This window comes from Microvirga sp. CF3016, assembly GCF_036314085.1.
Classification (GTDB): domain Bacteria; phylum Pseudomonadota; class Alphaproteobacteria; order Rhizobiales; family Beijerinckiaceae; genus Microvirga.
The window spans coordinates 175,268-198,391 of record NZ_JAYGGM010000001.1 but is presented as its reverse complement, the minus strand read 5'-3'; the positions used below and the strand labels follow the sequence as shown (position 1 = coordinate 198,391).

The window sequence follows — 23,124 nt, the reverse complement described above, 5'->3', positions numbered from 1 at the left end:
GAGGGATTATCATGAAGTACCAAACGCAAAAGGTGGCCCTGCTCTACTTCTACGGAGCGCTGGCCCTGTTCATCGCCCAGGTCCTGTTCGGCGTTCTCGCCGGCACGATCTACGTCCTGCCCAACACCCTTTCCGAACTGCTGCCGTTCAACGTCGTCCGGATGATCCACACCAACGCCCTGATCGTGTGGCTGCTGATCGGGTTCATGGGCGCAACCTACTATCTCATCCCGGAGGAGACCGAGAACGAGCTCTTCAGCCCGTTCCTCGCCAAGCTCCAGTTCTGGATGTTCTTCATCGCGGCGGGAATCGCGGTGGTGGGATACCTGTTCAAGATCCATGAGGGCCGCGAATTCCTCGAGCAGCCCTTCATCATCAAGGTCGGCATCGTCGTCGTGTGCCTGATGTTCCTGTTCAACATCACCATGACGGCTCTGAAGGGACGCAAGACCGTCGTCACCAACATCCTGCTCTTTGGGCTGTGGGGCGTCGCGATCTTCTTCCTGTTCTCCTTCTACAACCCGTCCAACCTCGCCGTGGACAAGATGTACTGGTGGTACGTGGTGCACCTGTGGGTCGAGGGCGTGTGGGAGCTGATCATGGCCTCGGTGCTCGCCTTCCTGATGATCAAGCTCAACGGCATCGACCGCGAGGTCGTGGAGAAGTGGCTCTACGTTATTGTGGGAATGGCGCTGTTCTCCGGCATCCTCGGCACGGGGCACCACTTCTACTGGATCGGCGCTCCTGGCTACTGGCAGTGGATCGGCTCGCTGTTCTCCACCCTTGAGGTCGCGCCCTTCTTCACCATGGTCGTCTTCACCGTCCAGATGACTTGGAAAGCCGGCCGCAAGCACCCGAACCGCGCCGCGCTGCTGTGGTCCATCGGCTGCTCGGTGATGGCGTTCTTCGGCGCAGGCGTCTGGGGCTTCCTGCACACCCTGTCATCGGTGAACTACTACACCCACGGCACGCAGGTCACCGCCGCCCATGGGCACCTCGCCTTCTTCGGCGCCTACGTGATGCTGAACCTCGCCGTCATGGCCTATGCCATGCCGCAGATCCGCGGCCGCGCCCCGTACAACCAGATGCTCAGCATCGTCAGCTTCTGGATCATGTGCACGGCGATGTCCGTGATGACCTTCGCGCTCACCTTCGCGGGCGTCATCCAGGTCCACCTGCAGCGCGTGCTCGGCCAGTCGTACATGGACGTCCAGGACCAGCTCGCGCTGTTCTATTGGATTCGCCTCGGCTCGGGCGTGTTCGTGCTGATCTCGGCGCTGATGTTCGTCTACGCGGTCTTCGTTCCGGGACGTGAGAAGCCCCTCCGGCTGGCGCAAGGCCTCCAGCCTGCTGAATGAGCCTGTCGGGGCGGTCCCATCCGACCGCCCCGTCTCCCCAGCAACTCCGCTTCGAAGGATCTCTCCAATGAAACCTCTTCTCCATGCCGTGCCGCAACCGGCTATCGACCTCCCCTATTACGTTCCGGCCGGGAACGAATGCGATCTCTTCGAGCTCGCTTGGCACAAGCGCCTGCCGCTGCTTCTCAAGGGCCCGACGGGATGCGGCAAGACCCGGTTCGTCGCCCACATGGCTGCGAAACTCGGCCTGCCCCTGCACACCGTCTCCTGCCATGACGATCTCACCGCCGCCGATCTCACCGGCCGGTACCTGCTCAAGGGCGGCGACACCGTGTGGGCTGACGGTCCCTTGACCCGCGCCGTACGCGAGGGCGGGATCTGCTATCTCGACGAGATCGTGGAAGCACGCAAGGACGTGACGGTCGTGCTGCACCCTCTCACCGACGACCGGCGCATCCTGCCGCTCGACCGCACGGGCGAGGAGCTCCAGGCCCCGGGCTCCTTCATGCTGGTCGTGTCGTACAATCCCGGCTACCAGACCCTGCTCAAGTCGCTGAAGCCATCGACGCGCCAGCGGTTCGTGGCCATCGAGTTCGACTTCCTGCCCTTCGACCACGAGGTCGCCGTCGTCGCGGCTGAGAGCGGTCTGTCGCAAGATCGCGTTCGCCCTTTCCTGCTGCTGGCTCGCCGCCTGCGGGCGCTGAAGGGCCAGGACCTGGAGGAAGGCGTCTCGACACGATTGCTGGTCTACTGCGCCTCCCTCGTCGCCGCAGGAGTACCGGCGGAGGAAGCAGTCACGGCGGCAATGATCGAACCGCTGACCGACGATCTCGACGTCAAGAAGGCCCTGATCGAAGTCGCCCGCGCGACCCTGAACTGACGAGGACATGCGCCATGCTCGACTTTCTGGAGCTTGAAGAAACCGTCGGCCAGTTCTGGCACCGGCTCGTCGGCCGTGCGGTCAGCTACCCACGGTATCCCGAGCTTGGCGTCTCCCTCGACGAGGTCCGCGGGCCGCTCGCGGTGTTCTTCCGCGGCCTCGGCGGCGAGCCCGGGGTCCAGCTGGCCGGCACGGCGGCCCGTGCATCCTCCCACCGGCTGAACTTCCTTCAGCGACTCGGCGTCACCGAGGAGCGGCTGGAGCAGCCGGGGCGCGACACGGCCACCGTGTTTCTGCCACCAAACATCGATCTGTTTCCCTCGGCGACATTGAACCGGGCGCTGTACCTCTGGCTCGCAGCCTATTTCGCCCATGTACCCACAGAGCCGATCCTTGAAGCCGATCCAGTGCGCCGAGATATCCTGATCCTCCGGCGGGTGCAGGAGACCGTCGCCACGGTGCTGGCGGAATGTCCCGGCCTGACCACGATGTACGGGGAACTCTGCGCCGCCATGCGCGACGCGCGGCCGAAGCGCCCGCTGCCGGCTGCGGAAGGCAGGATTGAGCAGATCGTGCTGTCGCTCCTGGGAGACAAGAGCGCAGCACCGCCTCCGCTGTGGGATTTGGGCGAACCAACGGCAGTCATCAGCAGCTCTGCTGGCGCGGGCTACCAACCTTTTCTTCCCGTCCCACTCTGGGGTGACACCTGGATTCGCGAGCCCGGAGCGGCGAACCGCAACAGCGACGAACCCGCGGGTCCGAGCGATCTTGCCGCGTCGGACACGCGCAGGCGCTTCGCCGCGCGGCGCGAGGCGGACCAGGCCCGGCGCAGCGATCCGTTCATCCTCAACCGCTTCGAGAAAATCCTGGCGATGGCGGAGATGGTCAACGTCAATCGCCCGTCCGACAATGACGAAGACGAGAACGCCGAAAAGGCCCTGGACGAAATGGAGGAGGTTCCCCTCTCCAAGCACAAGGGCAAGCCGGCGAGCAAGCTCAAGTTCGATCTCGACCTGCCGCCGGAGGCCGTGGGCACGACGGCTCTGATGGCTGATCTGACCTACCCGGAGTGGGATTACACCCGAAAGGCCTACCTGCCGAATCACTGCCGCGTGCTGGCAACGCGCGCCTCGGACCAGGGCGAAACCTGGGAGGCTGACGATGAGGCCCGCCGACTCATCCGGCGCGTGCGCCGGCAGTTCGAGGCGCTGCGGCCAAAGCATGAGATCCTTCGCGCGCAGCCTGATGGCGAGGAACTCGACATCGATGCCCTCGTCCGCGCCCGCAGCGACCTGCTTTCGGGAGGATCCGGCTCGGAGCGCGTTCACCTCGCCAGCAAGCGCCAAGCCCACGATCTCGCCGTGACCCTCCTGGTCGACGTGTCGCTCTCGACAGATGCATGGATCGACAACAGGCGTGTGCTCGACGTGGAGAAGGAGGCGCTGCTGGTGCTGGCGCACGGAATGGCCGCGTGCGGCGATTCCCACTCCATCCTGACCTTCACCTCACGTCGACGTTCCTGGGTGCGCGTGGAGACCGTGAAGGACTTCGACGAACCCATGAGCCAGACGGTGGCCCGGCGCATCTCGGCGCTGAAGCCCGGCTACTACACCCGCATCGGGACGGGCATCCGCCACGCGACGGCCAAACTGGCGGAGCGTCCGAACCGGCAGAAGCTCCTTCTGGTGCTCACCGATGGCAAGCCGAACGACATCGACCATTACGAGGGCCGCTTCGGCATCGAGGATACACGACGCGCGGTGATGGAGGCCCGCCGAGCAGGCGTCACTGTTTTCGGTGTGACGGTGGATCGTGAGGCGCAATCGTACTTCCCGCACCTGTTCGGGCGCGGCGGCTATGCTATCGTCGGCCAGGTGGCAAAGCTGCCCTCGGCCCTTCCGGCGATCTATCGCCAGCTCGTGCGATAGGTCTCCATCCCGCCATACAAACTCTAGTCCAGGCGCGAACGCGTTCGCAGCACCGCGGCTGCACCGGTGCACGACCTTTCGACCGTTCCTCCTTGGACGCAGGTCCGCGGATCAGGGCGCAAGGTGGCCCTTATCCCGGGTGATTGCGCTCATCTCGTGGCGCATCGCGAACGTCGTGCTGGTCTCCCGAACGAACTCGAGCCAGTCTAATCCTGAGAACGCCACGCTGGCTCGCTCATCGGCGCGAATAGAGCTAATTCCCTTGCCGTTCCTCCAACATCTCGTGCATGACAAGGGGTGCGCTACGCGCGGTTCGTGAAGGACTCCGCGACATCAGTCATACAGACCTCACGCGCGGCTATCTTTAACAGCGCAAGCCGGTATCCGTGCGAAGTTACCATCCACGTGTGCCATGCCCCTGCGGCCTATCGCGGCTCACCCTGCCATAGGCCCGTCGGAGGGGCTATGGACGATTGAAGATCGACGGGGACCGCCAAACGCCTGTCCTGGATTGGTCGCGAGAGCGGCTGAAGAGCGGCCCGAGCTGTCCGTTCTGCGGCACACGGGCGTAAACGTTTCCGCGAGGAGTCGGATTCAGTCCTCGGCGGCTCCCCTGTCGGCCCGATCAACGGCTATTGTGATCGCTGAGCACGAGGGGAGCAACCTTCTGGAGTTGTCTTTGCATACATCAAAAAAGATGTATATTTGATACCTCTTTTAGGAATCCCAATGAGGCTGACATCTCACACCGACTTTGCGCTGCGCTTGTTGATGAGCCTTGCCGTCATTGAAGAGCGTCTCGTCACCATCGAGGAGCTCGCGACACGGCACAAGCTATCCCGCAACCACCTGATGAAGGTTGTGCAGACCCTGGTCAGCCATGGTTTCGTCACCGGCGTCCGCGGGCGCGCCGGTGGCCTGAAGCTCGCGCAGCCTGCCTCCAGGATACGGATGGGGGAAGTCGTCCGTGCCTTGGAGGACAACACCCGCTTGGTGGAGTGCCTAGGCGACGGAACTCCGACATGTGTTCTGAACGGCGCTTGCCTTCTCACGCGCTCCATGAAGCGCGCCACGGAGGCCTTCTTTGCCTCGCTCGATGAAGTGACGCTGGCCGATCTGGTCGCCCCGCGCCTCGCACTCCGCCAGCGCCTCGGCATCGGCGTCGGCGTCGGCAGCCAGCGGGTGCTTTCCGCCACTGTTTAGGATCAACACGCCCAATGGAAGGAAGTGATAGACATGTCGATGAAGGCCATCCTCACCACCGTGCTCCTGCTTTCGGCAGCACCGGCCTCCGCCGAGTGCGTCTATCGGAACGCGTATAACCACCTGACCGACGAGTACGTCACCGTTCCGGTATCCTGTCATCGCGAAAAGACAAGCCAGACGCCCCGCTATCGCAGCTGGCACGAATGCCCGGTTCACGAGGAGCGGAATGCCAAGACCGGTGATGTCTATCAGGTGCGGTCCTGCGCCTGACGGGTTCGTCGGCGGCGGATTGAGCCACCATCGCAGGGGCGACTCCTTCAGACCCACGGAGGCGAGCCTGCGCTCGACCTTTGTGGCTGCCTCTGACACCGGTCACACCGCCCGGCTATGGGTCCTGCCCGACTGGCCGAGATAGGCGTCAAACGCGGACGCCACGCTCCGCACCAAGAAGCGGGTGTCATCGTTCACCGACAGCACGCTACCGTCGAGTCGGATGATGCCGTCGCCCTCTAGCATCCGGAGCCGCGGGATCGATTGCAGGATGGTCTCGGGCGCCACGCCATGACGGCCACACACCTGCGCCACGTCGACCTGGAAGTCGCACATCACCCGCTCGATCAGATCGGCGCGGAGGCGGTCGTCCGCTGTCAGCGCGTAGCCCTTCGCGGTGGCGAGTTCGCCGCGCTGGATGCGCTCGGCATAGCGGCCCAGCACGACCTCGTTCTGGGCGTAGCCCTGCGTCAGCCGACCAATGGCGGAGGCGCCAAAGCCGATCAGCACGTCGCTCGGATCGGTTGTGTAGCCCTGGAAGTTGCGGTGCAGGACGCCATCGACCTGAGCCTGCACCATCGAATCCTCGGGCAGGGCATAGTGGTCGAGCCCGATCCGGCAGTACCCGGCTCCAACCAACGCTTCGGCGATGGCCTCCGCCTGCTCGTAGCGCGCGGCGCCATCCGGCAGCGCGGCCTCGTCGATCTTGCGCTGGTGCTTCTTGAATGTCGGAATGTGCGCGTAGCCGAAGACGGAGAAGCGCTCGGGGCGGAGTGCGATGCTCTGCTGCACCGTCTCAACGCAAGACGCCACCGTCTGGTGGGGGAGCCCGTAGATCAGGTCAAAGTTGACGCCACGTACGCCTGCGGTCCTCAAACCCTCTGTTGCGCGGGCCGTCTGATCGAAGCTCTGGATCCGGTTGATTGCACGCTGCACCACGGGATCGAAGCTTTGCACGCCGAGGCTGGCGCGGGTGACGCCTGCCTCCCCGAGAGCGGCTGTCATGGCGCGGGTGAGCGTGCGTGGGTCGATCTCGACGGCGATTTCGGTCGCCGTATCGAGAAGAAAGCGCTGCTGCATCAGACCAACAAGGTCCAGGAACTCGGCGGGCTGCATGATGGTTGGCGTCCCGCCGCCGAAATGCACGTGGCGGACCGGAAGCGGGTTGCTCAGGCGGTCCGCGGCCAGACCGATCTCCCGGCGGAGAACCTCAAGGTAGTCGACAATCGGCGCATCGCGCTGAGTGATGGTCGTGTGACAGCCGCAGTACCAGCACATGGAACGGCAGAACGGCACGTGAAGATAAAGGGAGGTGCTCGTCCCTGCCGGAAGGGACGCCAGCCAGTTCCCGTAGGCCTCGTGCCCGATGGTGTCCGAGAACTGCGGCGCGGTCGGATAGCTCGTGTAACGGGGCAATCGCTCCTCACCGTAGCGCGCCCTCAGGTCGTCTTTCATGCTCCAAACCCTCATCTGCGACGGATCAGCCGCCAAGAGGCCGTCCGCCCTTCATGCAGTGATGCTTACAGCAAATCGCACCTGCGCTCCTTGCGCTCGCTCAACTGGCCTCGATGGTGTTCAAGCCACTTGTCCCTGTGGAATTGACCTGGATCAAACCTTTGAGGCCCCGCCGAAATCATGCCTCTTTACCCACATTCGGAAGGATATTTGCGCTGCAACAAATAAGGTCCGGAAGCTGGAGCTTACAAAGCGTTCATCCGATGACGGACCACGACGATCCGCCAGGCGGTCCCATAGAGGAGATGATGATGAAGGCCATGAAGATCCCGGGACGCCGGCCGCTGCTTGCGACCGCTGCTGTTTTTGCCCTTGCCACCGCGGCGTGGCTCGGCGCCCCGCTCGCAGCCGATGCAGGTGAGAAGGTTGCCGCCGCCACTCCGCACCCGCACAGCGCCCCGAGCAAGGCCGATGCCGCTGCGCCGGTGAACGTAGTGCGCCTCCCCACCGATCTTCCTGGCCCCGTCGGGAAGCGGGCTCCTCAGCGGGTCAAGGTCGACTTCGAAACCACAGAGGTGACTGGACAGCTCGCGGACGGCACCACCTATCATTACTGGACCTTCAACAACAAGGTTCCGGGGCCCTTCGTCCGCGTCCGCGTCGGCGACACCGTCGAGGTCAAGCTGAAGAACGACGACGGCAGCGCGATGATGCACAACGTCGACTTCCATGCGGTCACCGGCCCCGGTGGCGGTGCCAAGGCGACGGAAGCGGCTCCGGGCGAGACCCGCGGCTTCGAGTTCAAGGCCTTGAACCCCGGCCTGTATGTCTATCACTGCGCTACACCGACGGTAGCCCAGCACATCGCCAACGGCATGTACGGCCTGATCCTGGTCGAGCCGGAAGAAGGTCTGCCAAAGGTCGACCACGAGTTCTATGTCATGCAGGGCGAGATCTACACCGAGCAGGCCTACGGCACGAAGGGCCATGCCGATGAGAGCATCGACAAGCTCCTGAGCGAGCGCCCGGAGTACTTCATCTTCAACGGCAGCACCGATGCCCTGAAGAAGAATCCGCTCAAGGCGAAGGTCGGTGAGACGGTGCGGATCTACTTCGGCGTGGGCGGACCAAACTACACCTCGTCATTCCACGTGATCGGAGAGATCTTCGACAAGGCCTATCCCTTTGCCGCCCTCAGCTCGCCGTTGAAGGACGTCCAGACGATCACCACTCCTCCCGGCGGGGCGAGCGTGGTGGACTTCAAGGTCGAAGTTCCCGGCAACTACATCCTCGTCGACCATGCCCTGAGCAGGGTCGAGCGTGGACTGGCTGGCATCCTTCAGGTCGAGGGCCCGCAGAATGAGACGATCTTCAAGGACTACAATCCGCAGAAGTCGGCCCAGTCGACCGGCGGCCATTAATCACCGCAGAAATCATGCGACTGAAGCTCGGACCTCAGGTCCGGGCTTTTCCGTCTGGCCGATGGTCGATCCAGGGTCGCCGCAGTCGGCACGACGTTACCGCTCCTGAAAGGATCAGCCCGGATGGCCGTGTCGGGCAGGATCCTGTCGGACGAGGGTCAGCCCCAACCGATCACTTGAACCCGGTTTGCGCACCTCACAGGTGCATGCCTTACTGGATGCGGCACATGACGCTGCCATCCATAACTACACGCCCTGACCCGGCCTCCAGACGGCTGCTCGGGTATGGCTTGCCGCCGTCAATTGTCAGCACTCCTTGATCCAGAACAAAGAGCATCGCGACGAGGTGCGTCATCCTCTCGTCACGGTTCAACCTGGAGGCCATGCCGATGAAATCGGGAGTGCCTGGAAGATCGAAAGCACGGGCGCGGACGTGGCCCATGACTCGTTGGGTCGAACGGCAGGCCGCTTGTTCGGAGACATGATGCAGCGGGTGGGGGTGGATCCGGCCACCACCGTGCGGGAGCGGTTCGATGGCGGCTTCGCGGCCGTATGCCGCCGTTGCCTGGCGTGCTCGGCATCGGTCGACTGCCGGCGGTGGCTGGAAAGCGGGGCGCTGATGCTCCGCCGTCCTTCTGTCCGAACGCCCCCTTTCTCAACCAGGCGCGGACACCACGCGGCACCAGACTGCCCACAGCCGGGACGGGAGGATCAGAAGGTGCGGGATTTCAGTGACGGCTGGGGACTTCGCGGCGCCTCGGCTGCGGCGATCATGTTTGGTGTCCTGACGGTCCTCTCCGATGGAAGGATCCTGCTCGGGCCACCAGCAGCCGCCGGGGAGGCGGTGCCTTTCGTCCATTGGTTCAACTTCGGCGCCGGCTTCGCCTATGTTTTGGCCGGCGGCGGACTGCTTACGGGGAAGCCGTGGGCGGTCTGGCTCGCAACGATCATCGCCCTGTCGACGATCATGGTCTTTGGCGCATTCGGTGTCCATATCCTCCTGGGAAGGCCCTACGAAGCCCACACGATTGGTGGGATGATGCTGCGGATGGTGGCTTGGCAAATCATCACAATCATTGCCTGGCGATCCGCACTAACAACCGACGGTGGCCTTCAGGAGTGCCGCAGCAGCCTTCAAGTCATGCGAACGCCGACCCGCGCACGTCTGAGGGAGCGACCGTGACGGAGCAGGCCATCACGAGCGCGCATCGTCCCTATGAGGATGTCGCCGCGATACTCACGGGCGCCTTGCTGGTCGCCCTCGGAGTGACCTTCTTTAACAACGCAATCCTTCTGACCGGAGGCACGGCAGGTCTTGCCCTTCTCCTCGGGCGAACGACTGGGTTCGAGTTCGGGATCGTCTTTTTTTCGATCAATCTCCCATTCTATTACCTCGCCATAAAGAGGATGGGCTGGTGGTTCGCGGTCAAAACCTTCCTGGCCGTCATCCTCGTGTCCATGTTCTCGAAGCTGGCAACTTCGTCACTCAGCATCAGCCATCTCAACCCGCTGTTCGCTGCCATTTCCGGTGGAGCGCTCACCGGGATCGGGATGCTGATCCTTTTCCGTCACCGAGCGAGCCTGGGTGGCATCAATATCTTCGCTCTCTACCTGCAGGAGCGGCTCAAGGTGCAGGCTGGATATGTCCAGCTGGCCGTGGATGTGCTGATCCTTCTCGGGTCCCTGTTCGTCCTTGAGGTCAATCAACTTGCTCTGTCATTCCTTGGGACCCTGGTTCTCAATCTCGTGCTCGCGACAAATCACAGGCCCGGTCGTTACACAGGCGTCAGTCGAGAAGGCGCCGGGTGAGCGATTGCGCCTCAAGCATACCGTCTCCGGGAGCCCTTTGCCGGCATGCTCCGGAGGCGCCTTCATGCGCTCAGACACCGTCGCCGATGCTGTCTGTGACGAACCGGCCCGGAGCATCCAAAACTCTTATTAAAGTTTCCTTGTGCTGCGATGGGATCATCATCTCTGATATAAAAGCATAAACTTAGAATTTCTATAATATTCACATATATCGCTGCTTAGATTTTCTTTGTGCTATTCAGTCTATGTTTGACACTCAATGGAGTAAGCAATGGCTAGTTTATCCCCTTGGCATGTGGCGTTTTCGGTTATTGCACTGGTTTCGCAAGTGGTCAGCGCGGCGGCATGTCCTATGCCCTATGAGAAGTTCGAAGCGGCCGTTCCCCATCTGGACCTCAACTCATGCCCTTCGCCCGTGGCGCAGAACAATGTGTTCTGCCGCTCAAGCGTCGCCAACGATGAGGTTCATGTCTTTGTCTTCGAGGACAGCGGAGATCGTTGCCTTGTCGCCGTTGAATCCTTCTGAGAGGACAAATACGCGCTGACCCTGAAGTGAGCCGCATCCTGCGTGATGTGTCATCCAGAGATCTTACCGCAACGGGTGATCTCTGGATGGAAAGCTTCCTTTGTCCGTCACAACGGCAAGCCTGGACCAGGCCTCGTCAGAAATGCTTGCTGGTGGTCCGGTCCGAAGAGTTATCATCTCACGCGTCGACACGTGCCACGTGCGAGAAGTGGTTGAATTCTCGCTTTTCCAAGCTTCGTGAAAGCTTCCATCGCGAGAACCAGCGCGGCGTCAAACGGGATCCATGCAGCCCGTCGTCGCGGGGATCGCCGCATCGCCGCCCGTGGACTCAAGACGAGCCGCCGGGATGGTCTCTAAAAAGAACTCCGCGCGCTCATGCCATGCCGCTCACGGCTTGACACTCTCATACATCTTCTGCGCGCCCGCGCGCCGCTGCTGCAGTTCCGGCAGGACTTGCTCGGCGAAGACCTTGATCTCTTCGGATCCACTCCGGCGCGCAGCCTCATAGATGCCGATCTCCTGTTCCAGGGCTTGCTGCTCGATCTCCGCGTAGCGCCGGCTCAGGGCGAGGTAGTCGAGCGGCTCCAAGTTCTCGATGATGACCTGATGCTCGAACTCCTTCACGGAAGGAAGGGGGAGGTTGCGCTCCTTGGCGAAAGCCTCGATCCGCCGCAGAAGCCCGAGGCGGAAGTCGGCCGCGGCGGCGGCGTAGCTCTTGACCTCTGGCCGAGTGTCGCGGCTGGCGGCCAGTTGTGCGGCCTGGCCCTGGAGCGTCGCGGAGCTGTAGGCGAGCCGCAGAAACTCCTGCGGCTCAATGGGACGGGTCTGGGCACCTGGCGTTCCCTGCCCTTGTGCCGGGGCGCCGAGAGTCCCGCCCCAGAGCACAGTTCCCGCAAAGGAGGCCAACAGGAGCAGTCTTACGATTTGCATGGTCTTACTGCCATCCTGGAACGCCCGACATGTCGGGCAGACGATGCGCGATACCCTTGTGGCAATCGATGCAGGTCCTCTCCCCGGAGAACAGGAAGCGCTCGTGCGCCGATGCCGCCCGCGGGTTCTGCTTCGTCAGGTCCATGGACTCCGAACTGTGGCAGTTGCGGCATTCCAGCGAATCGTTCGCCTTCATGCGCTCCCATTCCCGCTCGGCCAGGTGCTTGCGCATGGCCAGGAACTTGTCCCGCGTGTCGATGGAGCCGAAGATGTGCCCCCAGACCTCCTTCGACGCCTGCATCTTTCGGGCGATCTTGTTGGTCCACTCGTGCGGGACGTGGCAATCGGGGCACGTGGCGCGCACGCCAGAGCGGTTGGTGAAGTGGATCGTGCCCTTCAGCTCCTCGAACACATTGGCCTGCATCTCGTGGCAGCCCACGCAGAACTTCTCCGTGTTGGTGTATTCGAGCGCGGTGTTGAACCCGCCCCAGAAGATCACGCCGGCCACGAAGCCGCCAAGCGTGAGGAAAGCCAAACTGAGATAGCCCGGCGGACTCAGTGCTGTCCTGACCCACGGGTTGCCACGGAACCAGCCCCATGCGCGTGAGATCCCCGCTGCCATCAGTGCCGCCCCCGCTCTGGCTGCCGCTCTGGCTCGGCAAGGGCATCCATGTCGGTGAAGACGTTATCCACCAGGGGCTTCGCATTGGTCTGCGGCACATGGCAGGAGACGCAGACGTAGCGACGCGGCGCCAGGCCACCAAGGGTGTTCCCTTCCCGGTCCTGGTAGTGCGTCACGCTGATCATCGGGGCTTGGCTCTGGTCCGTGAACTTTCGCGCATGGCACGACATGCACTTGTTCGCGTTCAGGTCCATTGCGTAGCCTTCAATGGAATGCGGGATCACGGGAGGCTGGTCGGGATAGTTGCGGCGCACGCGCACGTCGTCCGTGACCTGCCGCTGCATCGGCGGGGCCGGGATCTCCTTCGTGAACGGCTCGGGGCCGCGCAGGCGTGGGGCATCCTGCGCAAGGATCGCCCCTGCGGCCAGGCACGGCACGATGCTGACCAGGCACAAGAAGACGCTCCTCCTCATTGCACGCCTCCCGCATCGGCCGTCGCCGAGACGACCTTGACGGCGCATTTCTTGAAGTCCGTCTGCTTGGAGATCGGGTCCGTTGCGTCGAGGGTGACCTTGTTGATGAGCTGACTGGCATCGAAGAACGGAACGAAGACAAGGCCCGGCGGCATCTTGTTGCGCCCGCGGGTCTCGACCCGGCTGCGGATCTCGCCCCGCCGGGAAACGATCCGCACCTCTTGGCCACGCCGCAGGTTGCGCTTGGCGGCATCGTCCGGATGCATGAACAGCACCGCGCCCGAGAACGCCTTGTAGAGCTCAGGCACGCGCAGGGTCATGGAGCCGGAGTGCCAATGCTCCAGGACGCGGCCCGTCACGAGCCAGAGATCATACTCTGCATCCGGGGACTCGGCCGGCGGCTCGTAAGGAGCCCCCATGATGTTGGCCTTCTTGTCGGGGTTGCCATAGAACTGCACCCCGCTGCCCTTTTCCACATAGGGATCGTAGCCCTCCCGGTAGCGCCAGCGCGTCTCCTGGCCGTTGACCACTGGCCAGCGCAGTCCGCGGACCTGGTGATAGGTATCGAATGGCGCAAGATCGTGGCCATGGCCGCGACCGAAGGCGGCGTACTCCTCGAACAGGCCTTTCTGAACGTAGAAGCCGAAGGCCTTCGCCTCACGGTTCTCATAGGCCGGATCGAGTTCGGACACAGGGAACTTATTTACCTCGCCGTTGGCAAAAAGCACATCGAAGAGGCTCTTGCCCTTGTACTCCGGATGAGCATCGAGGATCGCGGCAGGCCAGACCTCGTCGGTGGTGAATCGCTTCGAGAATTCGACGAGCTGCCAGAGGTCGGACCGGGCCTCGCCGGGTGCATTGACGAGCTGATGCCAGAAATGGGTGCGCCGCTCGGCATTGCCATAAGCCCCTTCCTTTTCCACCCACATGGCCGCCGGCAGGATCAGATCGGCCGCCATGGCGGTGACCGTCGGATAGGCATCCGAGACCACTACGAAGTTTGCTGGGTTCCGGTAGCCGGGATAGGTCTCGTTGTTGGTGTTCGGTGCCGTCTGGAGGTTGTTGTTGCACATGATCCAGTAGGCGTTGAGCTTGCCGTCCTTCAGCATCCGGTCCTGCTGCACGGCGTGGTAGCCGACCTTCTCCGGCAGCAGCCCATGCGGCAGCTTCCAGAGCTCCTCCGCATGCTTGCGGTGCTCGGGGTTGTTGACCTGCATGTCTGCGGGTAGGCGGTGGCTGAAGGTGCCGACCTCGCGCGCCGTGCCGCAGGCCGAGGGCTGCCCGGTCAGCGAGAAGGGAGAGTTGCCCGGCTCCGAGATCTTTCCTGTGAGCAGGTGCAGGTTGTAGACCATATGGTTGGCCCAGACGCCGCGAACGTGCTGGTTGAACCCCATGGTCCAGAGCGACATCACCTTGACCTTCGGATCGGCATAGAGCTTGGCGAGGGCCTCCAGCCTCTCCTTCGGGACTCCCGACAGTTCCGACGCCTTCTCGACCGTGTACTGGCTCATGAGCTTCGCGTAGTCCTCGAAGCTCGCCGGGTGGGAAACCTGCGCATCGTTGGCGTGCTGCGCCCGCTGCTCCAAGACGTTATCGGGCCGCAGGCCGTAGCCAATGTCGGTGTTCGCCAGCCGGAAGTTGCAGTGCTTCTCGACGAACTCGCGGTTCACCGCACCGTTCTGGATGATGTAGTTCGCGATGTAGTTCATGATCGCGAGGTCCGAGTTGGGCTTGAAGATCAAGGCCATGTCGGAGAGGTCCGTCGTGCGGTGCTCATAGGTGGAGAGCGTCGCGATCCTCACATGCGGATGACTGAGGCGCCGGTCGGTGACCCGGGTCCACAGGATCGGATGCATCTCGGCCATGTTCGAGCCCCAGAGCACGAAGGCGTCGGCGTGCTCGAAGTCGTCGTAGCAGCCCATCGGCTCGTCCATGCCGAAGGTGCGGATGAAGGTGACGGCCGCCGAGGCCATGCAATGGCGGGCGTTGGGGTCGAGATTGTTGGTGCGGAACCCCGCCCGCATCAGCTTGGACGCAGCGTAGCCTTCCCAGATGGTCCATTGGCCGGAGCCGAACATGCCGACCGCCTCGGGACCTTTCTCCTTGAGCACGCGCTTGAACTGCCGGGCCATCTCATCGAAGGCGCGGTCCCAGGAGACCGGCTGGAACTCGCCATCCTTGGCGAACTGGCCGTTCTTCATGCGCAGGAGCGGCTGGGTGAGCCGGTCGGTGCCATACATGATCTTGGACAGGAAGTAGCCCTTGACGCAGTTGAGGCCGCGGTTGACCTCCGCCTGCATGTCGCCGTGGGTGGCGACGACCTTGCCGTCCTTGACCGCTACCATCACGCCGCAGCCGGTGCCGCAGAACCGGCAGGGCGCCTTCGACCACTGAAGCTGGAGGTCCTCGCCCGTCAGGATGTTCTGCGCGCTGGCCGGAAGCGTCACGTTCGCGGCGGCGGCAGCTGCGGCTGCGGCCTGGGTCTTGAGGAGGGTGCGGCGCGTGAGGTCCATGGGTTTACTCCCGCTCTTGGACAGGCTCGAAGTGGTGGAAGACGAGGGTCGCGGCGAGGACGCCGTCGAGAAGCTGGATCGCGTTGATGCGCTCGACAACCTGGCTCTCGGTGTCCGTTTCGAGGGTGACGATCAGTTTGCCAGCCTCGGCGCCGCCGTGAACCGCGGCGCCTTCGATCAGGCCGATGCGCTCCGAGATCGCCTGGACCCGTTCGGGGCGGCTGTGAACCACCAGGCTGGAGATGTGGCATTCCCGGCTCATGTGGTCGCCTTCGCAGCAGGGAGGTGGATGGCATCGACGGGGCACGCCGGAGCGCACTCGCGGCAGCCGGTGCAGGCATCCGCCTCGATCCAAGGGCGCGCACCGCCGACGGCAAGCCCGAAGCGCACGGCGCCGGTCGGGCAGGCATCCCGGCAGCTCATGCAGGCAACGCCTTGCAGGGCGAGACAGGCTGGGGTGATGACCGCAATGGGAAGCTCGACCACGGGCTCTGCCGCAGTGAACCGACCGAGCAGGAAGTTTCGGCGGTTGGGAGTTGAGGCTTCCGACATCGCCAGAGCTCCCTACACTGGACCGGGCGGCCCGGTGAACATGTAATACATCCAGACGACGAAGCCCCAGCCCGCGACGACGCCGACGGCGATGAAGGGCCAGATCAACACTGCAAGAATGAGGAAAGTGACCGCCTCACGCCTTTTCTTGCCAGCTTCCAATGTTCCTGACTGCATTGTGCCCCACTCAGATCGTTGTCAGCAGCTGTTGCTTAACAAGACATACAGGCAAGATGTTCCCATGCACGCCAATACTTCGCAACACTACGCAAACCTTGAACTCTTGATGGCAGTTCCTTCCCAAAACGAATCATATCAGAACAGGGGGACGCTGTCTTTGCGCTAGATCAACCATCGGCCGGGGTGCCTGCTTTTCTCCACTTACGCATTACGTGACGGAGCCGTCGAAGGCAGAGCGTAGCGGCTTTCCGTTTGGGATGATTCCCCTTGGAGTGCGAAGCACGCGTCATCATGCGGCCTGTGCTACCTTGAGCGGCCTCCCACTCGACGGTGACCACGGCGGGGGCGGGAATCCGATGACGTCGATGCCGCAGCAAGCCGCAGCAATCCTGCCAGGTTTGTGATGACGATGCGGCACCGGCCGCGCCTGATTTGGCACTGGCTCTCCAACTTCCCAAGCGTCCGGCTGACGGTGTGAAGCGTCGTACCTGCCAGGTCGGCAAGATCCTGATGCCTGAGGGGGATCGAGATCTCGATCCCGTGTGGGCCGGAACGACCAAACTTTTCGGCCAGTGCGGCAAGCGCATGGGCGATGCGCTGCTCGACGCGGCCGCTGGAAAGGCCCAGCAGTCGCGCTTCCATTTCGCCGAGGCGAGCGTCGAGGCTGCGCATCGCATCGAGTGCCGCGCCGGGCTGCCTGAGGATGGTGTCCCTGATCAGGTTCGACGGCCATTGCAGACCGATGCAGCTTGTCACGGCCACGGCGTCGGCACGGTAGGGTTCACCCAACACGGCGGACATTCCGAAGGCCTCACCCGGTTTGACATAGCGCGTGATTACCCGCTCGCCTCGGGGCGTGGTCTGCATGATCTTGACGCAACCTGAGGTAAGCACGTGCAGAACACGCCCTGGTGAGCCAGCACCGAAGATCAGGACGCCCGGAGCAATCGTGCGCGTCTGAGCTTGCTGCATCAGCTCGGCGGTCACATCATCGGCGAGGCTCCGGAACAAGTCGACGCGCGTCCCTTTGTTTATTTCAATCTTCATCACGTCCGCCAAGGAACGGCCGGTCGCCTATGAGGCCTGGCCACATGCGCGGTAAGCTATCCCCCCGTGGGATTCGCCACATTGATGCAGCACAAAGATTGGGGCGTCCGCAGCCAGGCGCGTTTGCATGATCAGCCTGCAGGGCATTCGGCCGAAGCTGAGAAAGCGGTTGCAGCGCAAAGAGGACTCTGAGTGGCCGCGGCGTCCCGGGATGAGATAAACGCTTGACAAGGCTTCGGTGTCCACTTGGCTGTGGTGTCTCTCGAAGCCGGCCACAGGTGATAGCCGAGGGCGGAAGACCGCGCTTGGCTCATCCTGGAGGAAGATAACGAGGCAAGGTGCTTCCTCTCGGCTAAGGCCTTCGACAGACCGAGGTGGGGTGGAGGTGAGAGCCTTTTCCCTAATGGTCCCGGTGCGTCCCTCCCCCGAGTAAAAGCGCAAAGCAAGACCCGAACGGCCGGGAGCTGGCCCCGTGCACAGCCGCCTCAGCGGTACGGCGGCACAAAGCGCACAGCGACGTCCTCGGCCTTTGTGAGATGTTCATTGGCGCCGTCCTCGGAGACCATCCGCACGGAGTAGCCACGCTGCAAGTAGTAGAGGAGCTCCTCGTCGGAGTGGATCATGATCAGGCTCTTTGTTGGCCGGGTTTCCTCGTCTGCGCTGTCTGGCGCCGCGACCGCATATTCTGCGCTGCACACTGCCTTGCGGGGAACGAACCTCGTGCCGCGGAAGAATCGCTCAAACACGATCACCCTTCCCTCCCTGTTTTCCTGGAACCTACCTCAGACCCGACCAAGGATATTTGTGCTGGATCAATGATGTTGCGTCGGCACAGTCGTCGATCCGTTACATGGCCTAGATCGTGCTCCCCTTCCCTGCGAAGCCACGCCGCCTGGGCAACGATAGCTGGCTGACGGCACGCCTGATGGACGCCACCCCTGATGGGCACTGCAGCCGGGTTCAGCTTCACAGGGACTTGCTGTACCAAGACTGAAAATTGCAGTGGGCCGCTAGATCCCGACGTCTTGGATCTTGGTGGAAGTGAACTTGCTGCGTACGCCTCGGACTTCGTTCATCGTATGTCGAAAGACTCTAGTGCGATATCATGGAGCGCCGGAGGTCTCGCCTCATGGCATAGGCGAGGCCCTCCGGCCGGCACAGCTGTCTCTCGCTCGATAGCAGGTAGCGCGACACGCTCATTGTCCTGAAGCAAAGTGCACGCGGTTGAGCGGTCCCGTCTCTTCATCAAGGCCACCCCAAGCGCTCCGGCTGAGGCATACACCCTGTCATGCAGGACCGCGGCATCGTCGGCCACTCCGGGAAATCCCGGAGTGGCCGAGAGGAGACGAGCTGATCTAAGTTGTTGATAGCGTTCGCTTTTAAAATTGCTCTAAACTGCGGTGTTCCCATGATCGTGTGCTCATGCAACGTCTTCTCAGACGGCGAGGTGCGCTCCTGCCTCAATCCGGGCTCGGACTGCCCGCGCACCCCAGCCCAGATCTACCGGAATCTCGGCTGCGGTCCCCAGTGCGGGCGTTGCGCCACCACGATCCGCTCGATCATGGATCAGGAGCTAGCCCGAAAGCACGCCTGCACGGCCGCCTGTGAAACGGACTGCCCGCTGACCCGTCAGGCCAACTCCAACGAGCCGCCGAAGCTTGAGAGATGGCGCCGACGAGCTACTCTCAACGGCTCCGGGCACAGGGTTGGCCATGAACGCTGACACCAGAGTGATCGAGTGCCTGAACCAGGGGTTCCGACATGAGCTGACGGTCGTCAACCAGTTCCGGCAGCACACGGCCCCTGGCCGATTGGGATCACAACGACTTGGCCAGGAAGTGGCACGGGAAATCCACCGAGGAGAGGGAGCACGCCGACCGGCTCATAGAGCGCATCATCTTTCTGGAGCGTGCCCCAACCCGCAGGAGCTGAACCCGTTGCTGATCGGCTCCGATTCCTACGCGCAGAAGCACATCGGAGCTCACGGGAGGGACGGCAGCCATGATGGAGACAGGACCAGACCTGCGCACCGCGGGGCAAGCTCGCCCCGGTTGTCCCGTGTCGCAGGTCAAGGACAAGCTGCGGCGGGCGGGTCTACGCCCGACCCGCCAGCGCATCTGCCTCGGGTGGCTCCTCTTCGGAAAGGGCGACAGGCATATCACCGCCGACACGCTGTTCGATGAGGCTCAGCGGGCCCGTGTGCCTTTGACCCTGGCGACCGTCTACAACACGCTGAAGCAGTTCACGGACGCGGGCCTCCTGCGGCAGATCGCGGTCGAAGGACGCAAGGCCTACTTCGACACAGACGTGACGGACCACCACCACTTCCTTGTTGATGGTGAGGGCGAGCTCATCGACGCACCGCATACGTCAGCCCCCCTGACCGTGACAGATCTGCCTGCGGCGCCCGCAGGTTATGAGATCAAAAGGGTCGACGTGATTATCAGGCTTCGCAGGCGGTCCGGTGCACCTCGCCGGATCAGTGGTGCGCAAGCGCCATGACGAATGGATTTGATCGGCGACATCGCTGATCCTGATCATGTCGAGTTCCCGGAGAAGGGCTTGGAAGCCACGAGCGAGGGTCTCACTGACGCAGCGCTCCAGCGGGCTCGAATGCGACAGCACATCAGGGTGCAGAGCCACCAGGTGCGCGTGGGAAGGGAACTCGAAGGCGCGCACAACACGCCCGTCGGTGAGCTAACCCGGCCTATAAAATGTGTATGCTGCAGGCCACCTATAGACAACTAAACACGGTTACGAGAGTACCTATGCGGTTACCGGTCCCAATTTGGAGCTGATAGCGAAAGCCGCCCGAACATGATGGTTAAGGTGGATTTACTATGAGGCAATGCGCGACTCGCCAAGTAATCGAAGTTAGCGCAGCATGATCTCCAGCAATCTGATGGAGCCATGACATGGGTAACATGTCATGGGTAAGAGGAGACAAGTTCAGCAGACATGAGAGAGCGAGCAGAACGCCGAGCTCCGTGCTATTGCGGACAGCACCCGCCAAACGCTAGCCGTGCTCGCAGACCCGCGCGTGGAGGGTTGGGAGGTCCGCGAAGGCATTCAACGGGCGGACATCGCATTCGGCATCTGGGAAGATCCTTCTCAGTCTGACGGGATCGGTGTCGGGATTGTCAAGGGTCGCGCTGTCATGGAACGTATTGCGGCGACGGGGCAGGCCGAAGCTATCGTGCAGACGGCGTTCTGGTGTGAGACCGCAGGTGCCTGCGAGTACCTTAGCATGGTCGCCGGGGACCTGAGTCAAGTTCTCTAAGCCTCCTAAACAGGCGTCGTGCTAACGCACGAGGTCCTTAGGCACGCGCAGCACGAACTGCCAGACTTGGCCGCGGCGGGTGAGGTTGGTGGATGCTGTCACTTGGTCGCTCATGTTCAACAGTATGTTCAACAGATCGGGGGGTGTTCAACGCCCCGACGCGTGCTGAAACCGTTGTGAGCTAAGGAAGAATGTCCCTTGGTTAACGCCAGAAGGGGGATTTGGTGAGCCCGGCAGGAAGCGATGCCGGATTTTCAAATCCTTACGCCACAAGGGTTTCAGCGCCGTCGCGCCATTAGTGTTACACGCAGTGTTCAACGTTGTTCAACACCCCAAAAGATCATTTCCGTTCGTCTTGTGGACAGTCACGGACTTACATGAGGCCATTACCCTAATCGAAGGAACATAGGCGTTCACGTGAACGACCGAATTCGGTACCAAAGCGGGAATTTCAGGAATGTCCGCCTCGTGCCAGAAGTGGCCGTTGGCATTCATGTTGGACATGACGGTATCCGCGCCTTTCTATGCCGGCACCGCTAGCCCTTCTGATCACGGCTGCGCATGGCCTGCCGCAACACCTCGAAGATGACCGCCGTCGACCAGCCGAACAGCAGCACACCGTTCATCGCCGCCATCGGGCCGAGCAGGCGCCAGCGCTCCACCGGCACGACGTCGCCATAGCCGAGTGTCGCATAGTTGACGAACGCGAAGTACAGCACATCGGCACCGGGAGGAGCGACATCCAGGATCGCGTAGGCAAGCGCCCACACTCCGACCTCGGCGACATGCGCGACCATCAGGATACCGACAGTTGCGACCATGGCGGCGGCGAGCCAGACCTGGGGCCAGCGGCGCTCCCATTTCAACGCCCGGCGGGCGGTGCCCACGACGGTGGCCATTACGACCGCATGGATGGCGATGTTGCCCAGGCTGACGACCCCGCCGAGGAGAAGCTGTCGCAACATGGTCCCAGTCCTACGGCGCGGCGGCCGGGATCAGGTACAGGATGGCCGCGATGATCAGGTAGAGGGCCAGCAGCTGCGCACCCTTGAACCAGTTGGACTGGCCTGTGGTGGTCACGGTCGCCCCGAGCAGCACCGCCCCGAACAGCATCCACATCTCGGCCTGCGAGAACACCAGCCGGAACTGCGGCTGTCCCATGGCCGGCGCCACCAGCACCAGGATCGGCGCCACGAACAGGGCGATCTGCACGCAGCTTCCCAGGGCGATGCCGATGCTGAGATCGGGACGGTTGGCACGGCCCATGGCGATGGCCGAGCCGGACTCCGCCGCACCGCCAACGAGCGCGAGCACGATCACGCCCATGAACATCTGCGACATGCCCAGCGCGTGCCCGGCCTGTTCGGCGGCACCGACGAGGATCTCGCTCATCCAGGCCGCGCCGAGAGAGGCGACCAGCAGGGTCGCGATACCCCACCTGAGGCTTGGGCGTTCCTCGATCTCCTCCGACGAAGGCGCGTTCAGCTCGGCGAAGGTCTCCGGGTGGGTTCTCAGGGAATACAACAGGAAGAGCCCATACAGGCCCAGCAGCACGACCGCCACGACGAGATCCAGGGTGGCATGCGCGCCAAGGTGAGGCTCCGACTCCAGAGCACGGTGGAAGGCGCTCGGCAGCGCCAGGCTGATCCAGGCCAACACCATGGTCGACGAGTAGATCCGAACCGCGTTCGGGTTGTACTCCTGACTGTGGTGGCGCAGGCCGCCGAGCAGGAAGGACACGCCGAGGGCCACCAGCAGGTTGGCGAGCAGCGCCCCGACGATGGAGGCGCGCACCATCTCCAGCAGGCCGGCCCGCAGGGCCGCCATGGCGATGATCAGCTCCGGCAGGTTGCCGAAGGTGGCGTTGAGGAGGCCTCCAACCGTGGAGCCCGTATGGGCGGCGACCTGCTCGGTGCCTTGAACGATGAGCTTGGCAAACGGCACGATGGCCAGGGCGGCGCAGAAGAAGAGCACGCCAGCCGGGACGGTGCCGGCGCGGTCGAACAAGGCTGCGACGGGTGCGAGGACCAGGAGCCATAGAAGAGAGGGCCTGAGCGGGAAGGCCCTGAGCAGGGGTGCCTCGGTCACCGGGCGTGCGTTGGAATACGGCTTGTCCGTCATGACCTTCTCCCCTTCCTTGGCAGGCTTGGTCGTTTCCCCTCACCGCCCGTTATCGATGTCGACGGAGCGGCAAACTCCACCGACTGGACATTGCGCGACATCGGCCGTCCTCACCCACGCCGGCCGTGCGGTTTCCTGGAGCGCGCAGAAGCTCCCATCGCGCACATAGCGGTCGTAGGTCGCCGGTCCGGTGCGCAGCACGGCCGCACCCCGCGAGGCGACGATCCCCCTGGCCTGGGCACAGGTCATGCCAAGGGTCGTGGGGCCTGACTGTGCAAGGGATCCTGTGGCAAAGCCTGCAATGGCGACGGACACCAGAAGGGGCTTCATGGCTTCTCTGCCTTTCGACGGCACCTTAGCCGATGCGGAACACCGTGCTTGATCCGAGGGGACAATCTCTTGACAGTTTTGGCCGTCAGCGCGCCACTCAGGACGGCCTTCGGTCCGTTGACGAGAGAAACGCTGCCGCAGAGGGCTGGAGCATCCCAGATGCCGACTTTCTCGCCGGAGTGACCGCCACCGTCGATGTGATTGGCGGCATGTTCGTCGGCGC

The 23,124-nt window shown here is 62.9% G+C and carries 25 protein-coding genes; 12 read left to right on the top strand and 13 right to left on the bottom strand.

All coding sequences use genetic code 11. From position 1 onward, the window contains the following. The first annotated feature begins 11 nt into the window (after positions 1-11). The 5 genes from VB672_RS01060 to VB672_RS01040 all read left to right on the top strand — a co-directional run bounded on the left by VB672_RS01060 (position 12) and on the right by VB672_RS01040 (position 5,642). Positions 12-1,358, top strand: coding sequence for a cbb3-type cytochrome c oxidase subunit I (locus VB672_RS01060; RefSeq protein WP_329782311.1), 1,347 nt, complete (start codon positions 12-14; stop codon positions 1,356-1,358). Positions 1,359-1,425: 67 nt separating this feature from the next. Then, entirely contained in the window at positions 1,426-2,238 is an 813-nt protein-coding gene (locus VB672_RS01055; RefSeq protein ID WP_329782310.1) for a CbbQ/NirQ/NorQ/GpvN family protein, read from the top strand. Between the two features lie 14 nt (positions 2,239-2,252). Further along, entirely contained in the window at positions 2,253-4,166 is a 1,914-nt protein-coding gene (locus tag VB672_RS01050; RefSeq protein WP_329782309.1) for a nitric oxide reductase activation protein NorD, read from the top strand. A gap of 729 nt (positions 4,167-4,895) precedes the next feature. After that, a complete protein-coding gene (locus tag VB672_RS01045; RefSeq protein ID WP_329782308.1) occupies positions 4,896-5,369 on the top strand; it encodes an RrF2 family transcriptional regulator in 474 nt (157 codons plus the stop codon). A 33-nt stretch (positions 5,370-5,402) separates the two neighbouring features. Then, the gene (locus tag VB672_RS01040) at positions 5,403-5,642 is read left to right on the top strand and encodes a hypothetical protein (RefSeq protein ID WP_329782307.1); all 240 of its coding nucleotides are present in this window, start codon (positions 5,403-5,405) and stop codon (positions 5,640-5,642) included. Between the two features lie 102 nt (positions 5,643-5,744). On the opposite strand, the gene hemN is transcribed toward VB672_RS01040, so the two are convergent. After that, a complete protein-coding gene (gene hemN, locus VB672_RS01035) occupies positions 5,745-7,097 on the bottom strand; it encodes an oxygen-independent coproporphyrinogen III oxidase (protein WP_329782306.1) in 1,353 nt (450 codons plus the stop codon). Between the two features lie 311 nt (positions 7,098-7,408). Between hemN and nirK the strand changes: the two genes are divergently transcribed. From nirK to VB672_RS01015, 4 genes are all read left to right on the top strand, one after another. Beyond that, on the top strand, positions 7,409-8,518 hold the full coding sequence (gene nirK, locus VB672_RS01030; protein ID WP_329782305.1) for a copper-containing nitrite reductase: 1,110 nt from the start codon (positions 7,409-7,411) through the stop codon (positions 8,516-8,518). Positions 8,519-8,834: 316 nt separating this feature from the next. Continuing rightward, positions 8,835-9,701 (top strand): DUF6455 family protein, encoded by an 867-nt coding sequence (locus tag VB672_RS01025; RefSeq protein ID WP_329782304.1) that lies wholly within the window; start codon positions 8,835-8,837, stop codon positions 9,699-9,701. Next, on the top strand, positions 9,698-10,327 hold the full coding sequence (locus VB672_RS01020) for a YitT family protein (RefSeq protein WP_329782303.1): 630 nt from the start codon (positions 9,698-9,700) through the stop codon (positions 10,325-10,327). Before VB672_RS01025 ends, VB672_RS01020 begins: the two co-directional genes overlap by 4 nt. 271 nt (positions 10,328-10,598) lie before the next feature. Further along, complete coding sequence (locus VB672_RS01015) at positions 10,599-10,853, top strand: hypothetical protein (protein WP_329782302.1); 255 nt, start codon at positions 10,599-10,601, stop codon at positions 10,851-10,853. 387 nt (positions 10,854-11,240) lie between these two features. On the opposite strand, the gene VB672_RS01010 is transcribed toward VB672_RS01015, so the two are convergent. The 9 genes from VB672_RS01010 to VB672_RS00970 form a co-directional block, all read right to left on the bottom strand. Next, positions 11,241-11,783: a DUF4142 domain-containing protein gene (locus VB672_RS01010; RefSeq protein ID WP_329782301.1), complete on the bottom strand. Its 543-nt coding sequence runs from the start codon at positions 11,781-11,783 to the stop codon at positions 11,241-11,243. A 4-nt stretch (positions 11,784-11,787) separates the two neighbouring features. Beyond that, positions 11,788-12,405, bottom strand: coding sequence for a NapC/NirT family cytochrome c (locus VB672_RS01005; protein WP_329782300.1), 618 nt, complete (start codon positions 12,403-12,405; stop codon positions 11,788-11,790). Beyond that, the gene (locus VB672_RS01000; RefSeq protein WP_329782299.1) at positions 12,405-12,878 is read right to left on the bottom strand and encodes a nitrate reductase cytochrome c-type subunit; all 474 of its coding nucleotides are present in this window, start codon (positions 12,876-12,878) and stop codon (positions 12,405-12,407) included. Before VB672_RS01000 ends, VB672_RS01005 begins: the two co-directional genes overlap by 1 nt. Continuing rightward, positions 12,875-15,391 (bottom strand): periplasmic nitrate reductase subunit alpha, encoded by a 2,517-nt coding sequence (gene napA, locus VB672_RS00995; RefSeq protein ID WP_329782298.1) that lies wholly within the window; start codon positions 15,389-15,391, stop codon positions 12,875-12,877. The genes VB672_RS01000 and napA overlap by 4 nt, the downstream gene beginning before the upstream one ends. 4 nt (positions 15,392-15,395) lie before the next feature. Then, entirely contained in the window at positions 15,396-15,653 is a 258-nt protein-coding gene (locus tag VB672_RS00990; RefSeq protein WP_329782297.1) for a chaperone NapD, read from the bottom strand. Then, positions 15,650-15,943, bottom strand: coding sequence for a 4Fe-4S binding protein (locus VB672_RS00985; protein WP_329782296.1), 294 nt, complete (start codon positions 15,941-15,943; stop codon positions 15,650-15,652). Before VB672_RS00985 ends, VB672_RS00990 begins: the two co-directional genes overlap by 4 nt. Positions 15,944-15,955: 12 nt before the next feature. After that, positions 15,956-16,120 carry a periplasmic nitrate reductase, NapE protein gene (locus VB672_RS00980; RefSeq protein ID WP_329782295.1) on the bottom strand — a complete coding sequence of 55 codons (165 nt, stop codon included), beginning with the start codon at positions 16,118-16,120 and terminating at the stop codon, positions 15,956-15,958. Positions 16,121-16,426: 306 nt separating this feature from the next. Then, complete coding sequence (locus VB672_RS00975; RefSeq protein WP_329782294.1) at positions 16,427-17,170, bottom strand: Crp/Fnr family transcriptional regulator; 744 nt, start codon at positions 17,168-17,170, stop codon at positions 16,427-16,429. Between the two features lie 485 nt (positions 17,171-17,655). Continuing rightward, entirely contained in the window at positions 17,656-17,922 is a 267-nt protein-coding gene (locus tag VB672_RS00970) for a hypothetical protein (protein WP_329782293.1), read from the bottom strand. 656 nt (positions 17,923-18,578) lie between these two features. Between VB672_RS00970 and VB672_RS00965 the strand changes: the two genes are divergently transcribed. The 3 genes from VB672_RS00965 to irr all read left to right on the top strand — a co-directional run bounded on the left by VB672_RS00965 (position 18,579) and on the right by irr (position 19,672). Then, on the top strand, positions 18,579-18,893 hold the full coding sequence (locus tag VB672_RS00965) for a (2Fe-2S)-binding protein (RefSeq protein ID WP_329782292.1): 315 nt from the start codon (positions 18,579-18,581) through the stop codon (positions 18,891-18,893). Between the two features lie 80 nt (positions 18,894-18,973). Further along, positions 18,974-19,102: a ferritin-like domain-containing protein gene (locus VB672_RS22575; protein ID WP_442931893.1), complete on the top strand. Its 129-nt coding sequence runs from the start codon at positions 18,974-18,976 to the stop codon at positions 19,100-19,102. Positions 19,103-19,171: 69 nt separating this feature from the next. Further along, entirely contained in the window at positions 19,172-19,672 is a 501-nt protein-coding gene (gene irr / locus VB672_RS00960; protein ID WP_329782291.1) for a Fur family transcriptional regulator Irr, read from the top strand. A 1,314-nt stretch (positions 19,673-20,986) separates the two neighbouring features. On the opposite strand, the gene VB672_RS00955 is transcribed toward irr, so the two are convergent. The 3 genes from VB672_RS00955 to VB672_RS00945 are packed head-to-tail and all read right to left on the bottom strand — an operon-like array spanning position 20,987 to position 22,901. Further along, entirely contained in the window at positions 20,987-21,415 is a 429-nt protein-coding gene (locus tag VB672_RS00955; protein WP_329782290.1) for a potassium channel family protein, read from the bottom strand. 10 nt (positions 21,416-21,425) lie between these two features. After that, positions 21,426-22,571, bottom strand: coding sequence for a calcium/proton exchanger (cax, locus tag VB672_RS00950; RefSeq protein ID WP_329782289.1), 1,146 nt, complete (start codon positions 22,569-22,571; stop codon positions 21,426-21,428). 39 nt (positions 22,572-22,610) lie between these two features. Beyond that, complete coding sequence (locus VB672_RS00945; RefSeq protein WP_329782288.1) at positions 22,611-22,901, bottom strand: hypothetical protein; 291 nt, start codon at positions 22,899-22,901, stop codon at positions 22,611-22,613. Between the last annotated feature and the right edge of the window lie 223 nt (positions 22,902-23,124).